Source organism: Pseudomonas sp. LSJ-87 (assembly GCF_032971465.1).
GTDB classification, from domain to species: Bacteria; Pseudomonadota; Gammaproteobacteria; order Pseudomonadales; family Pseudomonadaceae; genus Aquipseudomonas; species Aquipseudomonas putida_Z.
The window spans coordinates 21,936-38,836 of record NZ_JAWJYQ010000013.1 but is presented as its reverse complement, the minus strand read 5'-3'; the positions used below and the strand labels follow the sequence as shown (position 1 = coordinate 38,836).

Genomic DNA, 16,901 nt, shown 5'->3' with positions numbered 1-16,901 from the left:
CTCGACCGCATTGACCTCAAGCCATGTGCGATCCCTGTGGGAGCTGGCTTGCCAGCGATGGGCTGCAAAGCAGCCCCAATGGCCCCAACAGGACAACAAAAAAGCCCCGGTTCTCACGAACCGGGGCTTTTCATGGTGCAGGGGGTAAGGCTGGCTTACATCATGCCGCCCATGCCACCCATGCCGCCCATGTCTGGCATGCCAGCAGCTGGCTTGTCTTCCGGCAGGTCGGCAACCATGGCTTCGGTGGTGATCATCAGACCGCCGATCGAAGCAGCAGCTTGCAGCGCCGAACGGGTGACCTTGGCTGGGTCCAGGATGCCCATCTCGATCATGTCGCCGTATTCGCCGGTAGCAGCGTTGTAACCGAAGTTACCCGAACCTTGCTTGACCTTGTCAGCGACAACGCTTGGCTCGTCGCCGGCGTTGGCAGTGATCTGGCGCAGCGGCGCTTCAACGGCGCGACGCAGCAGGGCGATACCGACGTTCTGGTCTTCGTTGTCGCCTTTGAGGTCGGCAATGGCAGCCAGGGAGCGAACCAGGGCCACACCACCGCCAGGCACCACGCCTTCTTCAACGGCTGCACGGGTAGCGTGCAGGGCGTCTTCAACGCGGGCTTTCTTCTCTTTCATTTCAACTTCGGTGCCGGCACCGACCTTGATCACGGCAACACCGCCAGCCAGCTTGGCCAGACGCTCTTGCAGCTTCTCACGGTCGTAGTCCGAGGAAGTCTCTTCGATCTGGGCACGGATCTGCTTGACGCGTGCTTCGATCTCGGTGTCGGCGCCAGCGCCGTCGATGATGGTGGTGTTTTCCTTGGACAGGATGACGCGCTTGGCGTTACCCAGGTGCTCCAGGGTAGCGGTTTCCAGGGACAGGCCGATTTCTTCGGAGATGACCTGGCCGCCAGTCAGGACGGCGATGTCCTGCAGCATGGCCTTGCGGCGGTCGCCGAAGCCCGGAGCCTTGACCGCAGCAACCTTGACGATGCCGCGCATGTTGTTGACTACCAGGGTAGCCAGGGCTTCGCCTTCAACGTCTTCGGCAACGATCAGCAGTGGGCGGCCGGCCTTGGCAACGGCTTCCAGAACTGGCAGCAGCTCACGGATGTTGGAGATCTTCTTGTCGACCAGCAGCAGCAGCGGGCCTTCCAGCTCGGCAACCATGGTGTCCGGCTTGTTGACGAAGTACGGCGACAGGTAGCCACGGTCGAACTGCATGCCTTCCACGACAGACAGTTCGTTTTCCAGGCCCGAGCCTTCTTCAACGGTGATCACGCCTTCTTTACCGACTTTTTCCATGGCTTCGGCAATGATTTCACCGATGGAGTTGTCGGAGTTGGCGGAGATGGTTCCTACCTGGGCGATGGCCTTGGAGTCGGCGCATGGCTTGGACAGGTTCTTCAGCTCGGCGACGACGGCAGCGGTGGCCTTGTCGATGCCGCGCTTCAGGTCCATCGGGTTCATGCCGGCAGCGACGGCTTTCAGGCCTTCGTTGACGATGGCCTGAGCCAGGACGGTAGCGGTGGTGGTGCCGTCACCGGCAGCGTCGTTGGCCTTGGAAGCAACTTCCTTGACCAGCTGGGCGCCCATGTTCTCGAAGGCGTCTTTCAGCTCGATTTCTTTGGCGACGGAAACGCCGTCCTTGGTGATGGTCGGCGCGCCGAAGCTCTTGGCCAGCACCACGTTACGGCCTTTCGGGCCCAGGGTCGCTTTTACCGCGTCAGCCAGAACGTTGACACCAACCAGCATTTTCTTACGAGCGGAGTCGCCGAATTTTACGTCTTTAGCAGCCATGATCGTTTAATCCTTGGAATTCTTTGGAGTAACGGGAAGTCGGGGAATCAGCCTTCGATAACGGCGAGGATTTCGTTCTCGGCCATGACCAGCAGGTCTTCGCCATCGACTTTCACGGTGTTGCTGCCCGAGTAAGGGCCGAAAACCACTTTGTCACCCACTTTCACGGCCAGCGCGCGAACTTCGCCGTTGTCCAGGATGCGACCGGTGCCGACGGCGACGACTTCGCCGCGGTTTGGTTTTTCAGCGGCCGAACCCGGCAGGACGATACCGCCAGCGGTTTTCGATTCTTCTTCGCTGCGACGGATAACGACGCGGTCATGCAGAGGACGAAGCTTCATTGTCGATCTCTCCCAAATAGTGGTTTTCATCGGCCGGTGTCGACACCGGCGGTTTGATGCAGTCCGGCGTTGCCGGGGGTGATCCGCAATGGGCGAAGCACCTGTGTAATGTCTGGTGTCGCCACCAGAAACCTTGCGGTGACCACATACATGAGGCCGCCATATTCAATTACAAGGCTTGTTTCAGAAAATTTTTCATTAGCGCCTTGGCCCCGCAAAAAGCTGGGGCCGCTGCGCGCCCCTTTCGCGACACAAGGCCGCTCCCACAGGAGGTGTGCATTCCCTGTGGGAGCGGCCTTGTGTCGCGAAAGGGCCGCGAAGCGGCCCCCGGCTATTACTTGTCGCGGCGCTCGTACTCGCCTTCGATCACATTCGGCCGATGCCCGCCATCCTGCGGCCGGGCCTGGAACGGGTCGTCCTGGAAGGCGCGCTGGCGCATGGCCTGGGCCTCGGCACGCTCGCGCATCTTGCGCGCGGCCAGGTGACGGGTGAATGGCAGCAGGCACAGCAGGCCCAGCACGTCGCTGATGAAACCTGGCAGCAACAGCAGGCCACCACCAACGGCCAGCATCATGCCCTGGAACATGTCCTCGGCGGGCAGTTCGCCACGCTGCAGGCTTTCACGGGCGCGCAGTGCGGTGGCCAACCCGGCCACGCGCATAACCAGCACACCCAGGGCGGAGCCGGCGATGATCAGCAGCAGCGCCGGGAAGAAACCGATGGCGGCACTGACCTTCACGAAGACGAACAGCTCCAGCACGGGAAACAGTAGAAACAACAGTAGAAAAGCACGCATCAAAGCATTCCTCGTCGGAAGAGACCCTTCCTGTAAGACCAACAAATGGATGCGGGCGCTCGGCTTTTCAACCCTCGACTTCCGTCGCAACCGGCCACTGGTCGGCGCGTGCCAGCAAAACCAGGGCTTCGCGGACTTGTGTCGGCGTGTTGCAAGTACTTGGGAAAGGCAACCAGTGCACCGCCTGGCCGATACGCAGGTGCATGCCTTCGCTGTCTACCCCGACCATCTGCGCTGGCGCATGGTTTGGCAGCTCGGTCAGTTGCACATAGTGGGCGATGGCGTTGGCGTGGTCGTTGTTCATGTGTTCGACCATGCTTGCCTCGGCTTTACCGGCGAACGGGTTGGCCAGGGTTACCTGGTCAAGCCAGTGGATCGCGCCGAAGCCGCCGATGTAGCGGTGGCGCACCGGCTGCAGCACCCAGAAGTCGAAGTCGTGGGCCTTGTGGTAGTTGGCCGCGTCCGGGAAATAGCGGTAGTAGCGCTCGGCGGCGGCCTCGATGGCGGCCTCCTCCACCAGCTTGTGCGCCTCGGCCATCACCGTCAGGCGCCCCACGGCCTGCACGTCCTCGGCTTCGCGTTCGCCCACCAGCAGCGAGCACTTGGGGTCTTTCTGCAGGTTGTGGGTGTGCTGGGCGATGCGGCTGATGAGGATCAGCGGGTTGCCCTGGGCGTCCAGGCAGTACGGCACGACCGAGCCGAACGGGTAGCCGGGCATCGACTTGGAATGGGTCGAGAGCACGCCGCGGTATTCCTTGAGCAGCAGCTCCCGGGCGGGGCGGATGGCATTGGTACTCACTTGGGGGCGGCTCCTGATATCGGGCTGGATGGGACAAGATAAGCATTATCAGATCCAGTGCCAATGGGGCTGCTTTGCAGCCCATCGCGACACAAGGCCGCTCCCACATGGACCGATGTATATTTTGCCTTTGTGGGAGCGGCCTTGTGTCGCGATAGGGGCACAACGCGCCCCCGGCGGTTTACCAGGTAACGCCGAAGCCTGCGGTATAGCGGGTCTTGTCCAGGTCACTGTCACGCGTACCGGTGATGACGTCCTTCTCCGCCTTGAGGTTGAGCGAGGCCCACTCGGTGACCTTGTAGCGCAGGCCAATCTCGGCATCCAGCGCGTAGTCGGCCACGCCACCCAGCGGCTTGGCGAACTCGCCGTTGGTGAACAGCTGCACGTTCTTGCCAATCAGGTAGCGGGTGTAGTCCCACTTCACCGCCGCGGAATAGAAGTTGTCCTTGGCGCCATCCTGGTATTCGAAGTCGGTACGGTTGATCAGCGAACCCAGCGAGAATGCGCCCAGTTCGTCGTCCCAGAACTGGTAACCCGGGCCGGTACCCACGGTGCGCTGGCGAGCGAGGTCTTCGATGCGGTCGCGCTTGTACTCTGCGCGCCCCTGCCAGAACCACTTCTCGGTAAGGAAGCGGTCCAGGGCGTACTCGGCACTCCAGTTGTCGGTGGTGGTGACGTCGTCCTTGGTCTCGCGGTTGTATTCGCCTTCGGCGTTGTGCCGCCAGCGGCCATGGCGGGCGCTGGTCTTGAAGCCGATGTCGTAGTCGTCGGTGTCGTTCTCGGCGCGCTTGTAGTCCAGCGCCACGTCGACGTTGCCCTTCCACACGAAGTCCTCGACCAGTGGCTTGGGCTTCATGATCTGCTCGATGCTGGCCAGCTCCACGGTCTTTGGCGCCTCGCCATTGGCCAAGGTCACCTTGCCGGGCTCGGCGGCCTTCAGCGACTTGGCGCGCTCACCGCTGTAGGCGTCCTGCTTGACCAGCATCTCCTGGTCGCTCTCCAGGGTCTGGACTTCTTTCCAGTCCAGGGCGATGGAACCGCCATAGGGGGTTTCCAGCAGCAGCTTGCCGCCGTCGAAGACTTTGATCTTGCCGCTGAGCCGGTCGCCGTTCTTCATCCACACGGTGTCGGCGAACACCGGGGAGGCGCACAGGGAAACAGCAAGCAGGCACAACAAGGATCTAGAATACATAAGCGGGCTATGATTTGCGGACTACGGGTTCGATTTGACGAAAAAAGCCGGGCATTATCCAGATAACCACGACCAGAGCAAGGAAAGACCGGGAGCATGCCGTTGAGTTCAACTCTCATTTGCCAGACCGCCGGTCCGGTTTCATCTGCAGCCCAGTGGGGGCCTGATGTCTGACGGATATGAGCACGCCCTGGACTCCGCCGAGGGCCGACGAACGGCGCTGTATTCGGTACTCGGCCAAGTGCCGGCCGGCAAGGTGGTCAGCTATGGCCAGTTGGCCGAACTGGCGGGGCTTGGGCGGGCGGCACGCTGGGTCGGGCGTACCCTCGGGCAACTGCCCGCGGACACTCGCCTGCCCTGGCACCGGGTGCTTGGCGCAGGTGGCCGGCTGAGCCTGGCACTGGGTACCCCGTCTGGGGATGAACAACGGGCGCGACTGCGTGCGGAGGGTGTGAATGTAACCAACAATCGTGTGGATATGACGCGCCATGGCTGGCGCCCGATGGAGCACAGCGGTTAGAGTGCGCGCTTTGTTTTCGCAAACTTGAGGCAGATGTTGGCCCATGCCCCGTAAAACCTGGCGCGCTGCGCTTGCTGCCTATGCCAGCCCGTCAACCTTGGTACTTTTGCTGCTCGGCTTCGCTGCCGGTCTGCCTTACATGCTGGTGTTCTCCACCCTTTCGGTGTGGTTGCGCGAAGCCGGCGTGGCCCGCGAGACCATTGGCTACGCCAGCCTGATCGGCCTGGCCTACGCCTTCAAGTGGGTGTGGTCGCCGCTGCTCGACCAATGGCGCCTGCCACTGCTCGGCAGCCTGGGGCGTCGGCGTTCGTGGCTGCTGCTGTCGCAGGCGCTGGTGGTGGTCGGGCTGGTCGGCATGAGCCTGTGCGATCCGCAGCAGCACCTGTCATGGCTGATCGCCCTGGCGGTGCTGGTGGCCTTCGCCTCCGCTACCCAGGACATCGCCGTCGATGCCTACCGCCTGGAAATCGCCGACGACCAGCGCCAGGCTGCGCTCGCTGCCAGCTACATGGCCGGCTACCGCGTGGCGGCCCTGCTGGCCACGGCTGGTGCACTGTTCTTCGCCGAGTGGTTCGGCTCCACCGGTTTCAGCTACCTGCACAAGGCCTGGGCCGGCACCTACGTCATGTTCGCGGTGATGATGCTGCCCGCCGTGTTCACCACCCTGATCATGCGCGAACCACCCGTACCCATGCGTACCCAGCTGTCGGCAGCGCGCTATGGGCTGGTGCACCAGCTGGCCTCGGTGTTCGTATTGATCATCCTGCTGGTTTCGGTACCGGCGAGCTTCACCCAGATGTTCAATACCGGCTGGTCCAGCGTCATCTCCGGTGATGCCACGCCACTGGACCTGCTGCTGGAAGACCGCGCCTTCCTGCGCCTGATCCTCTACGTGCTGCTGACCTGGGCGTGCCTGTCGAGCCTGGGTCGTCGCGGCCTGGCCCCGGTGCTGACCCCGGTCAACGACTTCATCGCCCGCTACCGCTGGCAGGCCCTGCTGCTGCTCGGCCTGATCGCCACCTATCGCATGTCGGACACGGTGATGGGCGTGATGGCCAACGTGTTCTACATCGACATGGGCTTCACCAAGGACCAGATCGCCAGCGTCAGCAAGATCTTCGGCCTGATCATGACCCTGGTCGGCGCCGGGGTTGGTGGCCTGCTGATCGTGCGCTTCGGCATCATGCCGATCCTGTTCATCGGCGGTGTGGCCTCGGCGGGCACCAACATCCTGTTCCTGATGCTGGCCGACATGGGCCCGAACCTGCAGATGCTGGTGGTGACCATCTCGCTGGACAACTTCAGCTCCGGCATGGCCACCTCGGCCTTCGTCGCCTACCTGTCGAGCCTGACCAACCTGAAGTTCTCGGCTACCCAGTACGCGTTGCTCAGTTCGATCATGCTGCTGTTGCCAAGGCTGATCGGGGGTTATTCGGGGGTGATGGTGGAGAAGTTCGGTTACCACGACTTCTTCCTGATCACTGCCCTGCTGGGCGTGCCGACCTTGATCCTGATTGCCCTGCAGTGGCGCCAGGAGGCCGGGCCGGGCAAACCGGTGGCAGAGGAAGGTTCGGCGGCCGAGCGGCCCTGACAGATTTGTATTGCCTGTACTGGCCTCTTCGCGGGTAAACCCGCTCCCACAGGGACTGCACAGCTCTCGAGGGCAGTGCTGTACCTGTGGGAGCGGGTTTACCCGCGAAGAGGCCGGTACAGGCAATAAAGTTTACTGAGCAACAGCCCCCTCACCAGGCCGCCCACCCACCACAAACCACAGCGGCCACAGCGCCAAGGCCCCCGCCACGCCTGCCGCCAGGGCAAAGTGCAGCAAGCTGGCCCCGGCGCCAATCATCGCCAGCACCGCCCCACCCAACCCCAGCAAGGCGATGGTGATCATCCCCAGCATGGCCGATACCAGGCCCTTGCTCTGCTCGCTGGCGAACAGCGTCATGCGATACAGCACCGCGTTGGCCACGCCCAACCCCAGTGCGTACAGCGACATGCCCGCCACCACGCTGGTCACGCTCGGCCAGTACCAGGTCGCCAGCACCATCAGGCACAGGCCGGCCAGGTATGGCCACAACGCACCCCGCACCAGCGCCGGCAGCGGATAGCGGTCGGCGATGCGGTTGATGATCAGGTTGCCCAGGATCAGCCCGCCAAACACCGGCAACTGCCACAAGGCGTACTCCATGGTGCTCAGCCCCTCGTCGTGGATCAGCAGCACCGGCGACAGGCCGATCCAGCCAATCAGCGGCAGACCGACCAGGCCCAGGGCCGCGCTACCTGCGACAAAGCGGCGGTTGGCCAGCAACTGGCCGTAACCGGCCAGCAGCGGCAGCAGGTGGATGGGCGTGAATGCCAGGCGCGAGCCATCACGGCGTTCCACGCCAAGGGTTTCCGGCATCAGCCGGTGAAGCAGCAGCCAGGCCAGAACCGCGCCGATGGCAAAGGCCACGAACAGCCAGCGCCAGTCCAGCCACTGCAGCAGCAAGGTGCCCACCAGCGGCCCGAGCAGTGGTGAGAGCAAGGCGATGTTGGCCAGCAGGGCCATCATGCGCACGGCGTCCGCTTCGCTGAAGGCTTCGTTCAGGGCCGGGTAGCTGACCGTGACCACAAAGCCCAGGCCGATGCCCTGCAGCAGGCGCAGCAAGTTGAACAGGCCGATGTCGTGCACCCAGAAGGTGGCCAGGCAGGCCAGGCCGAAGAACGCGCAGCCGATCAGCAGCAACGGGCGCCGGCCATAGCGGTCGGCCAGCGGGCCGATCAGCCATTGCAGCACCACGCCACCCAGCAGGTACAGGTTGAGGGCATGGGGAATGTATTCGGGGCTGGCGTTCAGGTCGCCGACCACCACCGGCATGGCCGGCATGACGGCGTCGCTGGCCAGGTAGGTGAGCAGCTCGAACAGCGCCAGGGTCAGGCCGAACAGCAAAGCGCGCAGGGGGGTGATGTACAGCAGTGGTTTCATGATGGCGTATCGGGTGTGGCAGGTGGGGTCAGGCTATATGCCAGAAATGGCGGGGTATTGCTGTGAACAAGTGTAATCAGGGCAGAAAAAGCTGGGGCCGCTTTGCGCCCCTTCGCGGGCTTGCCCGCTCCCACAGGTCGAGCGCCGGGTTCGAGAGCGGCGTCGAACTTGTGGGAGCGGGCGCGCCCGCGAAGGGGCGCGAAGCGGCCCCGGATTCAACGCGGTATTACTGCGCTGCAGTCTCCTGCACCACGCGAATCACCCGCTGCGGGAACGGAATGTCGATCCCTTCAGCCTTCAACCGGTCACGCGCATGCTCGTTGAGCATGAACATCACATCCCAGTAATCGGCAGTCTTGGTCCACAAGCGCAACGACACGGTGATCGAGCTGTCGCCCAGGGTCGCGACCACCGCCTGCGGCGCCGGGTCGGGCAGTACACGCGGGTCCTGCGCCAGCTCCAGCAACACGTTGCGGGCCTTCTGCAGGTCGGCGTCGTAGTCCACGCCCACATCGAACACCACCTTGCGCGTCGGCTGGCGGTTGGTGTTGGTGATGATGCCGTTGGACAGGCTGCCGTTGGGCATGATCACAGTCTTGTTGTCACCGGTGCGCAGCACGGTGTGGAAGATCTGGATGCTGTCGACGGTGCCAGCCACGCCTTGCGCCTCGATCCAGTCACCGATGCGGAACGGGCGGAACATCAGGATCAGCACACCGCCGGCGAAGTTCGCCAGGCTGCCCTGCAAGGCCAGGCCGATGGCCAGGCCCGCGGCACCGATGGCGGCAACGAACGAGGTGGTCTCGATACCGATCATCGACGCCACGCTGACGAACAGCAGCACCTTCAGCACGATATTCGACAGGGTGCTGATGAAGCCCTGCAGCGCCAGGTCGGCGTTGCGCAGGCCAACCAGCCTGCCCAGGCGGGCGCTGACCTTGTTGATGATCCACCAGCCGACCGCCAGGGTCAGCAGCGCCAGCAGCACACGGCTGCCGTATTCCATGATCAAGGGAATCCAGGTCTGGGATTGGCGGACCAGCTGATCGACTTCAGCGTTCAAATCCATATTCATCTCCTGATGCCGAGCGGCAAGTACACGGTAGAACAGGCCGCGCGCGATTGCGCAGCCCCGGCCCCCATGGACATCATTTCGCCATCGGGGTTCCGGGTGGTGCCCACATCAGTCGCGGAAGTTGTTGAACTGCAACGGCATGTCGAATTCCTTGGTACGCAGCAGGGCAATGGCTTCCTGCAGGTCGTCACGCTTTTTACCGGTAACGCGTACCTGTTCGCCCTGGATGGCGGCCTGCACTTTCAGCTTGGCATCCTTGATGGTGGCGACGATCTTCTTCGCCAGGTCCTTGTCGATGCCTTCGCGGAACTTGGCTTCCTGTTTCTTTTCCTTGCCCGAGGCGTACGGGTCCTTGGTTTCCAGGCACTTCACGTCGATCTTGCGCTTGACCAGCGCCAGGCGCAGGATTTCCAGCATCGCTTCGAGCTGGAACTCTTCCTCGGCGGTGAGCATCACGGTCTGCTCTTTGTCCTTGAACTCGAAGGTACCCTTGCCCTTGAGGTCGTAGCGGCGGTCCAGGTCCTTGATGGCGTTGTCGACCGCGTTCTGCACTTCGTGCTTGTCCAGTTCCGATACCACGTCGAACGAAGGCATGGTTGTTCTCCCAAAATAAAAGCGCGCTCAGGCTGAAGATGGAGCGCGCTGGGTTTGACGGTTAAAATGCGGGCTCATTATAACGGGTTGCGAAACGCATATGAGCAGCACCTGGCATATTCTCGGCGCCGGTAGCCTGGGCAGCCTGTGGGCTTGCCGCCTGGCGCGCGCGGGCAAGGCAGTACGCCTGATCCTGCGTGACGGGCAACGGCTGCAGGCCTACCAGCAGGCCGGCGGCCTTACCCTGGTCGAACAGGACCAGCCCCGCCACTACGCCATCCCCGCCGAAACCGCGCAGGCACACGGCCCGATCCATCGTCTGCTGGTGGCCTGCAAGGCCTACGACGCTGCCCCGGCCATTGCCGGCGTGGCAGCGCGCCTGGCCGAGGGCGCCGAAGTGGTGCTGCTGCAGAACGGCCTGGGCAGCCAGGACGAAGTCGCCGACCTGGTGCCCCACGCGCGCTGCATCTTCGCCTCCAGTACCGAAGGGGCGTTCCGCGAGGGTGACTGGCAGGTACGCTTTGCCGGCCACGGCTTCAACTGGCTGGGCGACCCATGCAACCCGACGATCCCGACCTGGTTCGATGACCTGCACGAGGCCGGCATCCCCGCCGAGTGGACGGTGGATATCCTCACCCGCCTGTGGCGCAAGCTGGCGCTCAATTGCGCCATCAACCCGCTGACCGTGCTGCACGACTGCAAGAACGGCGGGCTGCTGGGCCACCTGGGCGAAGTGGACGCCCTGTGCATCGAGCTGGCCCAGCTGCTGCGCCGCTGTGGTCAGCCAGAAGCGGCAAACGGGCTGGACGAAGAAGTACAGCGGGTAATCCTCGCCACCGCAGCCAACTACTCTTCCATGTACCAGGATGTACGCGCTGGCCGGCGCACCGAGGTGCACTACCTACTTGGCCACGCCTGCCGCGCCGCTAGCCGTCATGGCCTGCAGCTGCCACAGCTGGAACGCCTGCTGCAGCACCTGGTCGATAACCTGCGCGTGCGTGGTTTGCCCTGCGACTGACGCGGCCCTTTCAACCGGATATGGACATTGCCTAGCCCATGACCTTGCGCCAACGCCTGGAAAACCTCCCGGTCGGGCAGAAGCTGCTGGCGGCCCTGCTGGTGTTGCTGGTGACCATCCTGCTGGTGGCCAACCTCACCTTCATCAGCGCCGCCTACTGGATCACCCAGGAAAGCATGGCGCCACAGGCGCTGCACACCATCGGCCGACTGGTGGCCAACCCGCAGCTCGCGGCCCGCGCCGGCGACAGCCCGGACACCGCCAGCGCCCTGCTCAAGGAACTGGACAGCTACACGCCGCTGCGCGCCGCCGCCGTCTACGGTGGCGATGGCCGCATACTGGCGCAACTGCAGCACGGCGAGCCGCTGGCGTTGCCCAGGCGTTTTCGCGACATCGACGGCTGGCGCCTGATGGAGTTTCGCAGCACCCAGCTGATCCGCATGCCACGCGACGCCAACCCGCCCGCGCACCTGCTGCTGGTAGCCAGCAGCGAACTGCCCACGGCTTTCTACACCGGCACCCTCAGCGCCAGCCTGGGCATCCTGGTGTTCAGCATCCTGCTGTGGATCGTCATCGCCCGGCAGATCAAACGCCTGATCACCCAGCCGATCAACCAGCTCGAAGAGCTCAGCCGCCAGGTCACCCGCGAAGAGAGCTATGCCCTGCGTGCGCATCGCGGCAACGACGACGAAATCGGCAGCCTGGCCGAAGCGTTCAACACCATGCTTTCGCGCATCGAGGCCCGCGAACAGCAGCTCAAGCGCACCCGCGACGAGTTCCAGGAGGCCTACGACCAGGCCCAGGGGCTGGCCGAGGAAACCCGCCATACCAACCGCAAGCTGGAGCTGGAAGTCCAGGTGCGCAGCAAGATCGAGAAGAAGCTCACCGGTTTCCAGAACTACCTCAACAGCATCATCGACTCGATGCCTTCGGCGCTGATCGCCCTCGACGAACAGCTCTACGTGACCCAGTGGAATCACGAAGCCACGGTGCTTTCCGGCACGCCACTGGACGAAGCACTGAACCAGCCTATCTTCATCGCCTTCGAACCGCTCAAACCGTTCCTGCCACAGCTGAAGGAAACCGTGGAAAAGCATCGGGTGGCGAAGATCGAGCGAGTCACCTGGCCCAAAGGCGACGACCTGCGCCACTACGCCCTGACCTTCTACCCGCTGACCGGTGGCGGCGGCCGTGGCGTGGTCATCCGTATCGACGACATCACCCAGCGCCTGTCGCTGGAGGAAATGATGGTGCAATCGGAGAAGATGCTTTCGGTCGGCGGCCTGGCCGCCGGCATGGCCCACGAGATCAACAACCCGCTAGGCGCGATCCTGCATAACGTGCAGAACATCCGCCGGCGCCTGTCACCCGAGCTGCCGCGCAACCAGGAGCAGGCCGAGGAACTGGGCATCGACCTGCCCACGGTCAACCGCTATCTGGAGAGCCGCGAAGTGCCGCTATTGCTCGACGGCATCCAGCAGGCCGGAGCCCGGGCGGCGAAGATCGTCACCCACATGCTCAGTTTCAGCCGCCGCAGCAACCGCCAGTTGGCGCCGTGCGACCTGCCGGCGCTGATCGATCAGGCGGTGGAGATTGCCGGCAACGACTTCGACCTGGCCATCGGCTTCGACTTCAAGGGCCAGGCCATCGTGCGCCAGTTCGACCCCGAACTGGGGCAGGTGCCGTGCACCGCCAACGAATTGGAGCAGGTGCTGCTCAACCTGCTGAAAAACGCCGCCCAGGCCATTCACCAGCGGCCGCAGCCGAGCGAGCCCGGGCGCATCACCCTGCGCACCCGCTTGAGCCCGCCATGGGCGGAAATCCAGGTCGAGGACAACGGCGTCGGCATGCCCGAGGGGGTGCGCAAACGCACCTTCGAGCCGTTCTTCACCACCAAGGAAATCGGCCAGGGTACCGGGCTGGGCCTGTCGGTCTCGTACTTCATCATCACCAACAACCACAAGGGGCAGATGGAAGTGCAATCCACGCCCGGCCAGGGTACCTGCTTCACCCTGCGCCTGCCCCTCGGCCAGCCGGCAGCGGCGGCGCCGGCCAAAACGGAGAAATGACATGGGTTACCGCCTGTCGAAGATCTACACCCGCACCGGCGACAAAGGCGAAACCGGCCTGGGCGACGGGCGTCGGGTGCCCAAGGACCACCCACGGATCGAAGCGATTGGCGAGGTGGACAGCCTGAACAGCCAGCTGGGTTTGCTGCTGGCGGGGCTGGCCGAACAAGGGTTGGATGAAGTGAGCGCAGTGTTGGTGCCGTGTCAGCACCGCCTGTTCGACCTGGGCGGTGAGTTGGCGATGCCCAGTTATCAGGCGTTGAACCTGGCGGAGGTGGAACGCCTGGAGGCGGCGATCGATGTGTGGAATGAAGAGCTGGGGCCGTTGAAGAACTTCATCTTGCCCAGTGGCTCGGCGCTGGTGGCGCAGGCGCATGTGTGCCGGAGCCTGGCGCGCAGTGCGGAGCGGCGGTGCCAGCAGCTGAATGCGCTGGAGCCGTTGGCGGGGGTTGGGTTGGCCTATATCAACCGGCTTTCGGATCTGCTGTTCGTGGCGGCGCGGATCATTGGGCGGCGGCAGGGGGTGGCTGAGGTTTTGTGGCTGCCTGCTGAAAAGCCGCAGGGCTGATATTTTTGGGGCTGCTGCGCAGCCCATCGCGACACAAGGCCGCTCCCACATGGGGCGGTGTACGCAGATCCTTGTGGGAGCGGCCTTGTGTCGCGATGGGCCGCAAAGCGGCCCCAATTACAGGCGACTCAGATCTCAGGCCAGAACGCCCGGATCCCGGCCACACCCTGTGCCCCCGCTTCCCAGGCCTGCTCGCGCTCACCCGGGCCTACCCCACCCAGCAGGTAGACCGGCTTGTTGAACCCGGCAATCAACCGCTGTGCCTCGTCCCACCCCAGCGGCACCGCCTCAGGGTGTGTCCGGGTTGCCTGCACCGGCGACAAGGTGACGAAGTCCACGCCCATCTGCTCCGCAAGCGCCAGCTCTTCGGCACTGTGGCAGGACGCCGCCAGCCAGCGTTCCCTGGGGAACGGCCGGCCGTTGGCGGCATACTTGCGCAGTTGTGCAGCCGTCAGGTGCCAACCCGCGGCAGGGAAGTCACCCAGCCACTCCAGCGGCCCCTTGAGCATCAGCTGCGCCTTGCCCGCGCACAGGCCGACCGCATCCACCGCCACATCGCGGTACTTGGGGTCGTACATGTCCGGGGCACGCAACTGGATCAGGCGAATGCCGCTGGCCACCGCCTTCTGGATGCCCTTGAGCATCTGCGGCACTTCCAGGCCATCGGGGGTGATCAGGTACTGGTCCGGCAGGCGCGCGGCCGCAACGATCGGTTTATTGGCCTCGGGGAATTCGTACTGGGGCAAATCACGTGGGGCAACCCATTCCAGCGGCTGGCCCTCGGCGCCATGCGGCTCGCCGGTGAACGCCTCGACTTCGCGCACGTCCAGCAGCACCTGCTTGTCCGGGTAGTCGTGGCTGACCTTGATCAGTGCGCGCGAACGGCTTACCTCGATGCCCAGCTCCTCGCGCAGCTCGCGGGCCAGCGCCGCCTCGACGCCCTCACCCTCTTCCACCTTGCCGCCCGGGAATTCCCACAGGCCGCCCTGGTGCTGGGTATCGGCACGCCGTGCGATCAGAATTCGGCCGTCAGTACCACGAATGACAGCAGCTACAACATGAATCCGTTTCACCCTTCACGCTCCGCCAGGCAAGCCTGCTGCCAGGCCTGGAAGGCCGGCCACTGGTAAATGGTTTCGATATAGGCCGCCGCCTCCGCAGGCACTTCCACGCGGTAGGTGCGCAGGCGTACGGCCACCGGGGCAAAGAAGGCATCGGCCAGGCTTGGCTTGCCGAACAGGAACGGGCCGCTGTCCTTGGCCACCAGGCGGCATTCGGACCATAGTGCAACGATACGGTCGATATCGATTTGAACCTCCAGCGGCACGCTGTCCAGCGCCTGGTCGCGCGACAGGTCGAACGGCATGGCACCGCGCAGGGCGAAGAAGCCGCTGTGCATCTGCGCGCAGGCCGAACGGGCCTGGGCCCGGGCCGCCACGTCGGCAGGCCACAGCTGGGCATCGGGGTGGCGTTCGTTGAGGTATTCGGCGATGGCCAGCGAGTCGGCGATCACACCGTGCTCGGTCTTGAGCAGCGGTACCTTGCCGGTGGCAGAGAAGGCGAGGATGCGCTGACGGGTGTCAGGCTGGTTGAGTTTGATCAGTGTTTCTTCGTAAGGCACACCAGCCAGCTCGAGGGCCAGGGCGCCACGCAGCGACCAGGAGGAATACAGCTTGTCGCCGATAATCAGGTGATAGCTCATGGTTCGGCTCCATCGTTTGGGAATTTTGGGGCTGCTCTGCAGCCCTTTCGCGACACAAGGCCGCTCCCACATGGGGCGGTGTACGCAGGTCCTTGTGGGAGCGGCCTTGTGTCGCGATGGGCCGCAACGCGGCCCCAATTACATCAGGTACGGTACTCGGCGTTGATCTTCACGTACTCGTGGGACAGGTCGGTGGTCCAGATGGTTTCGCTGCACTGGCCACGGCCCAGCTCGATACGGATGGTGATCTCTTCCTGGGCCATTACCTTGGCGCCCTGGTCTTCGGTGTAGCTCGGGCTGCGGCCGCCTTTGCTGGCAATGCACACGCTGTCCAGGTACACATCGATCAGGCTCACATCCAGCTCCGGTACACCGGCACGGCCAACGGCGGCGAGGATACGGCCCCAGTTGGGGTCGGAAGCGAACAGCGCAGTCTTGATCAGCGGCGAGTGGGCCACGGCGTAGCCGACGTCCAGGCACTCCTGGTGGTTGCCACCGCCGTTGACCTGCACGGTAACGAACTTGGTGGCGCCTTCGCCGTCACGGACGATGGCCTGAGCCACTTCCATGCACACTTCGAACACCGCCTTCTTCAGCGCTTCGAACAATGCGCCGCTGGCTTCGGTGACTTCCGGCAGGTTGGCCTTGCCGGTGGCGATCAGCATGCAGCAGTCGTTGGTCGAGGTGTCGCCATCGATGGTGATGCGGTTGAACGACTTGTTGGCACCGTCCAGCATCAGGTCCTTGAGTACCGCCGGGGCAACCTTGGCGTCGGTGGCGATGTAGCCGAGCATGGTAGCCATGTTCGGGCGAATCATGCCTGCACCCTTGCTGATGCCGGTGACGGTAACGGTCACGCCATCGTGCTGGAACTGGCGGCTGGCACCCTTGGGCAGGGTGTCGGTGGTCATGATGCCGGTGGCGGCTTCGGCCCAGTGGTTTTCCGACAGGTTGTCGAGGGCGGCCTGCAGCGCGCCTTCGATCTTCTCGACCGGCAGCGGCTCGCCGATTACGCCGGTGGAGAACGGCAGTACCGACTCGGCCGGTACGCCGGCCAGCTCGGCCAGCTTGGCGCAGGTGCGTTCGGCGGCGGCCAGGCCTGGCGCGCCGGTGCCGGCGTTGGCGTTACCGGTGTTGGTCAGCAGGTAGCGCACGGTGCCCTGCACACGCTGCTTGGACAGGATCACCGGCGCTGCGCAGAAGGCGTTGAGGGTGAACACGCCAGCCACGCTGGAGCCTTCGGCGCAGCGCATGACCACCACATCCTTGCGCCCCGGGCGCTTGATGCCGGCAGAAGCGATGCCGAGTTCAAAACCCGGAACCGGGTGCAGGGTGGGCAAAGGACCAAGACCAACAGCCATTAGAGCGCTCCTAGAAAATACGGTTGATATCGAAAAACGGGGCCGCTTCGCGCCCCATCGCGACACAAGGCCGCTCCCACATAGGACGGCGCAGCGTTGCGG

At 63.9% G+C, this 16,901-nt stretch carries 16 protein-coding genes; 5 read left to right on the top strand and 11 right to left on the bottom strand.

The window, feature by feature from the left end; all coding sequences use genetic code 11:
- Positions 1–155: 155 nt before the first annotated feature.
- From groL to RYH74_RS09855, 5 genes are all read right to left on the bottom strand, one after another.
- A complete protein-coding gene (gene groL, locus RYH74_RS09875) occupies positions 156–1,796 on the bottom strand; it encodes a chaperonin GroEL (protein WP_085592107.1) in 1,641 nt (546 codons plus the stop codon).
- Positions 1,797–1,843: 47 nt separating this feature from the next.
- Positions 1,844–2,137 carry a co-chaperone GroES gene (locus RYH74_RS09870; protein ID WP_003260750.1) on the bottom strand — a complete coding sequence of 98 codons (294 nt, stop codon included), beginning with the start codon at positions 2,135–2,137 and terminating at the stop codon, positions 1,844–1,846.
- Between the two features lie 334 nt (positions 2,138–2,471).
- Positions 2,472–2,933 carry an FxsA family protein gene (locus RYH74_RS09865; RefSeq protein ID WP_025340530.1) on the bottom strand — a complete coding sequence of 154 codons (462 nt, stop codon included), beginning with the start codon at positions 2,931–2,933 and terminating at the stop codon, positions 2,472–2,474.
- Positions 2,934–3,000: 67 nt separating this feature from the next.
- Entirely contained in the window at positions 3,001–3,732 is a 732-nt protein-coding gene (locus RYH74_RS09860) for a HugZ family protein (RefSeq protein WP_075046249.1), read from the bottom strand.
- 181 nt (positions 3,733–3,913) lie between these two features.
- On the bottom strand, positions 3,914–4,924 hold the full coding sequence (locus tag RYH74_RS09855) for a DUF481 domain-containing protein (RefSeq protein ID WP_238066901.1): 1,011 nt from the start codon (positions 4,922–4,924) through the stop codon (positions 3,914–3,916).
- A 166-nt stretch (positions 4,925–5,090) separates the two neighbouring features.
- Between RYH74_RS09855 and RYH74_RS09850 the strand changes: the two genes are divergently transcribed.
- A complete protein-coding gene (locus tag RYH74_RS09850) occupies positions 5,091–5,444 on the top strand; it encodes an MGMT family protein (protein ID WP_085592113.1) in 354 nt (117 codons plus the stop codon).
- A 43-nt stretch (positions 5,445–5,487) separates the two neighbouring features.
- Positions 5,488–7,035 carry an AmpG family muropeptide MFS transporter gene (locus tag RYH74_RS09845; RefSeq protein WP_025340534.1) on the top strand — a complete coding sequence of 516 codons (1,548 nt, stop codon included), beginning with the start codon at positions 5,488–5,490 and terminating at the stop codon, positions 7,033–7,035.
- A 132-nt stretch (positions 7,036–7,167) separates the two neighbouring features.
- Here the strand turns inward: RYH74_RS09845 and RYH74_RS09840 are convergent, their stop codons facing one another.
- The 3 genes from RYH74_RS09840 to RYH74_RS09830 form a co-directional block, all read right to left on the bottom strand.
- Positions 7,168–8,412, bottom strand: a complete 1,245-nt coding sequence (locus RYH74_RS09840; RefSeq protein WP_025340535.1) for an MFS transporter — start codon at positions 8,410–8,412, stop codon at positions 7,168–7,170.
- Positions 8,413–8,638: 226 nt separating this feature from the next.
- Entirely contained in the window at positions 8,639–9,481 is an 843-nt protein-coding gene (locus RYH74_RS09835) for a mechanosensitive ion channel family protein (protein ID WP_025340536.1), read from the bottom strand.
- A 114-nt stretch (positions 9,482–9,595) separates the two neighbouring features.
- A complete protein-coding gene (locus RYH74_RS09830) occupies positions 9,596–10,081 on the bottom strand; it encodes a YajQ family cyclic di-GMP-binding protein (RefSeq protein ID WP_013974099.1) in 486 nt (161 codons plus the stop codon).
- A gap of 100 nt (positions 10,082–10,181) precedes the next feature.
- Here RYH74_RS09830 and RYH74_RS09825 point away from each other — a divergent pair, with 100 nt between their 5' ends.
- The 3 genes from RYH74_RS09825 to RYH74_RS09815 are packed head-to-tail and all read left to right on the top strand — an operon-like array spanning position 10,182 to position 13,736.
- A complete protein-coding gene (locus RYH74_RS09825; protein WP_317409328.1) occupies positions 10,182–11,099 on the top strand; it encodes a putative 2-dehydropantoate 2-reductase in 918 nt (305 codons plus the stop codon).
- Between the two features lie 38 nt (positions 11,100–11,137).
- Complete coding sequence (locus tag RYH74_RS09820) at positions 11,138–13,168, top strand: ATP-binding protein (RefSeq protein ID WP_075046254.1); 2,031 nt, start codon at positions 11,138–11,140, stop codon at positions 13,166–13,168.
- Between the two features lies 1 nt (position 13,169).
- A complete protein-coding gene (locus RYH74_RS09815) occupies positions 13,170–13,736 on the top strand; it encodes a cob(I)yrinic acid a,c-diamide adenosyltransferase (RefSeq protein ID WP_317409327.1) in 567 nt (188 codons plus the stop codon).
- A gap of 128 nt (positions 13,737–13,864) precedes the next feature.
- On the opposite strand, the gene RYH74_RS09810 is transcribed toward RYH74_RS09815, so the two are convergent.
- The 3 genes from RYH74_RS09810 to argJ form a co-directional block, all read right to left on the bottom strand.
- A complete protein-coding gene (locus tag RYH74_RS09810; protein ID WP_286100543.1) occupies positions 13,865–14,809 on the bottom strand; it encodes a Nudix family hydrolase in 945 nt (314 codons plus the stop codon).
- Positions 14,806–15,438 (bottom strand): glutathione S-transferase family protein, encoded by a 633-nt coding sequence (locus RYH74_RS09805; protein ID WP_317409326.1) that lies wholly within the window; start codon positions 15,436–15,438, stop codon positions 14,806–14,808. Before RYH74_RS09805 ends, RYH74_RS09810 begins: the two co-directional genes overlap by 4 nt.
- Before the next feature lie 143 nt (positions 15,439–15,581).
- A complete protein-coding gene (gene argJ / locus RYH74_RS09800) occupies positions 15,582–16,799 on the bottom strand; it encodes a bifunctional glutamate N-acetyltransferase/amino-acid acetyltransferase ArgJ (protein WP_023662147.1) in 1,218 nt (405 codons plus the stop codon).
- Positions 16,800–16,901 lie beyond the last annotated feature (102 nt).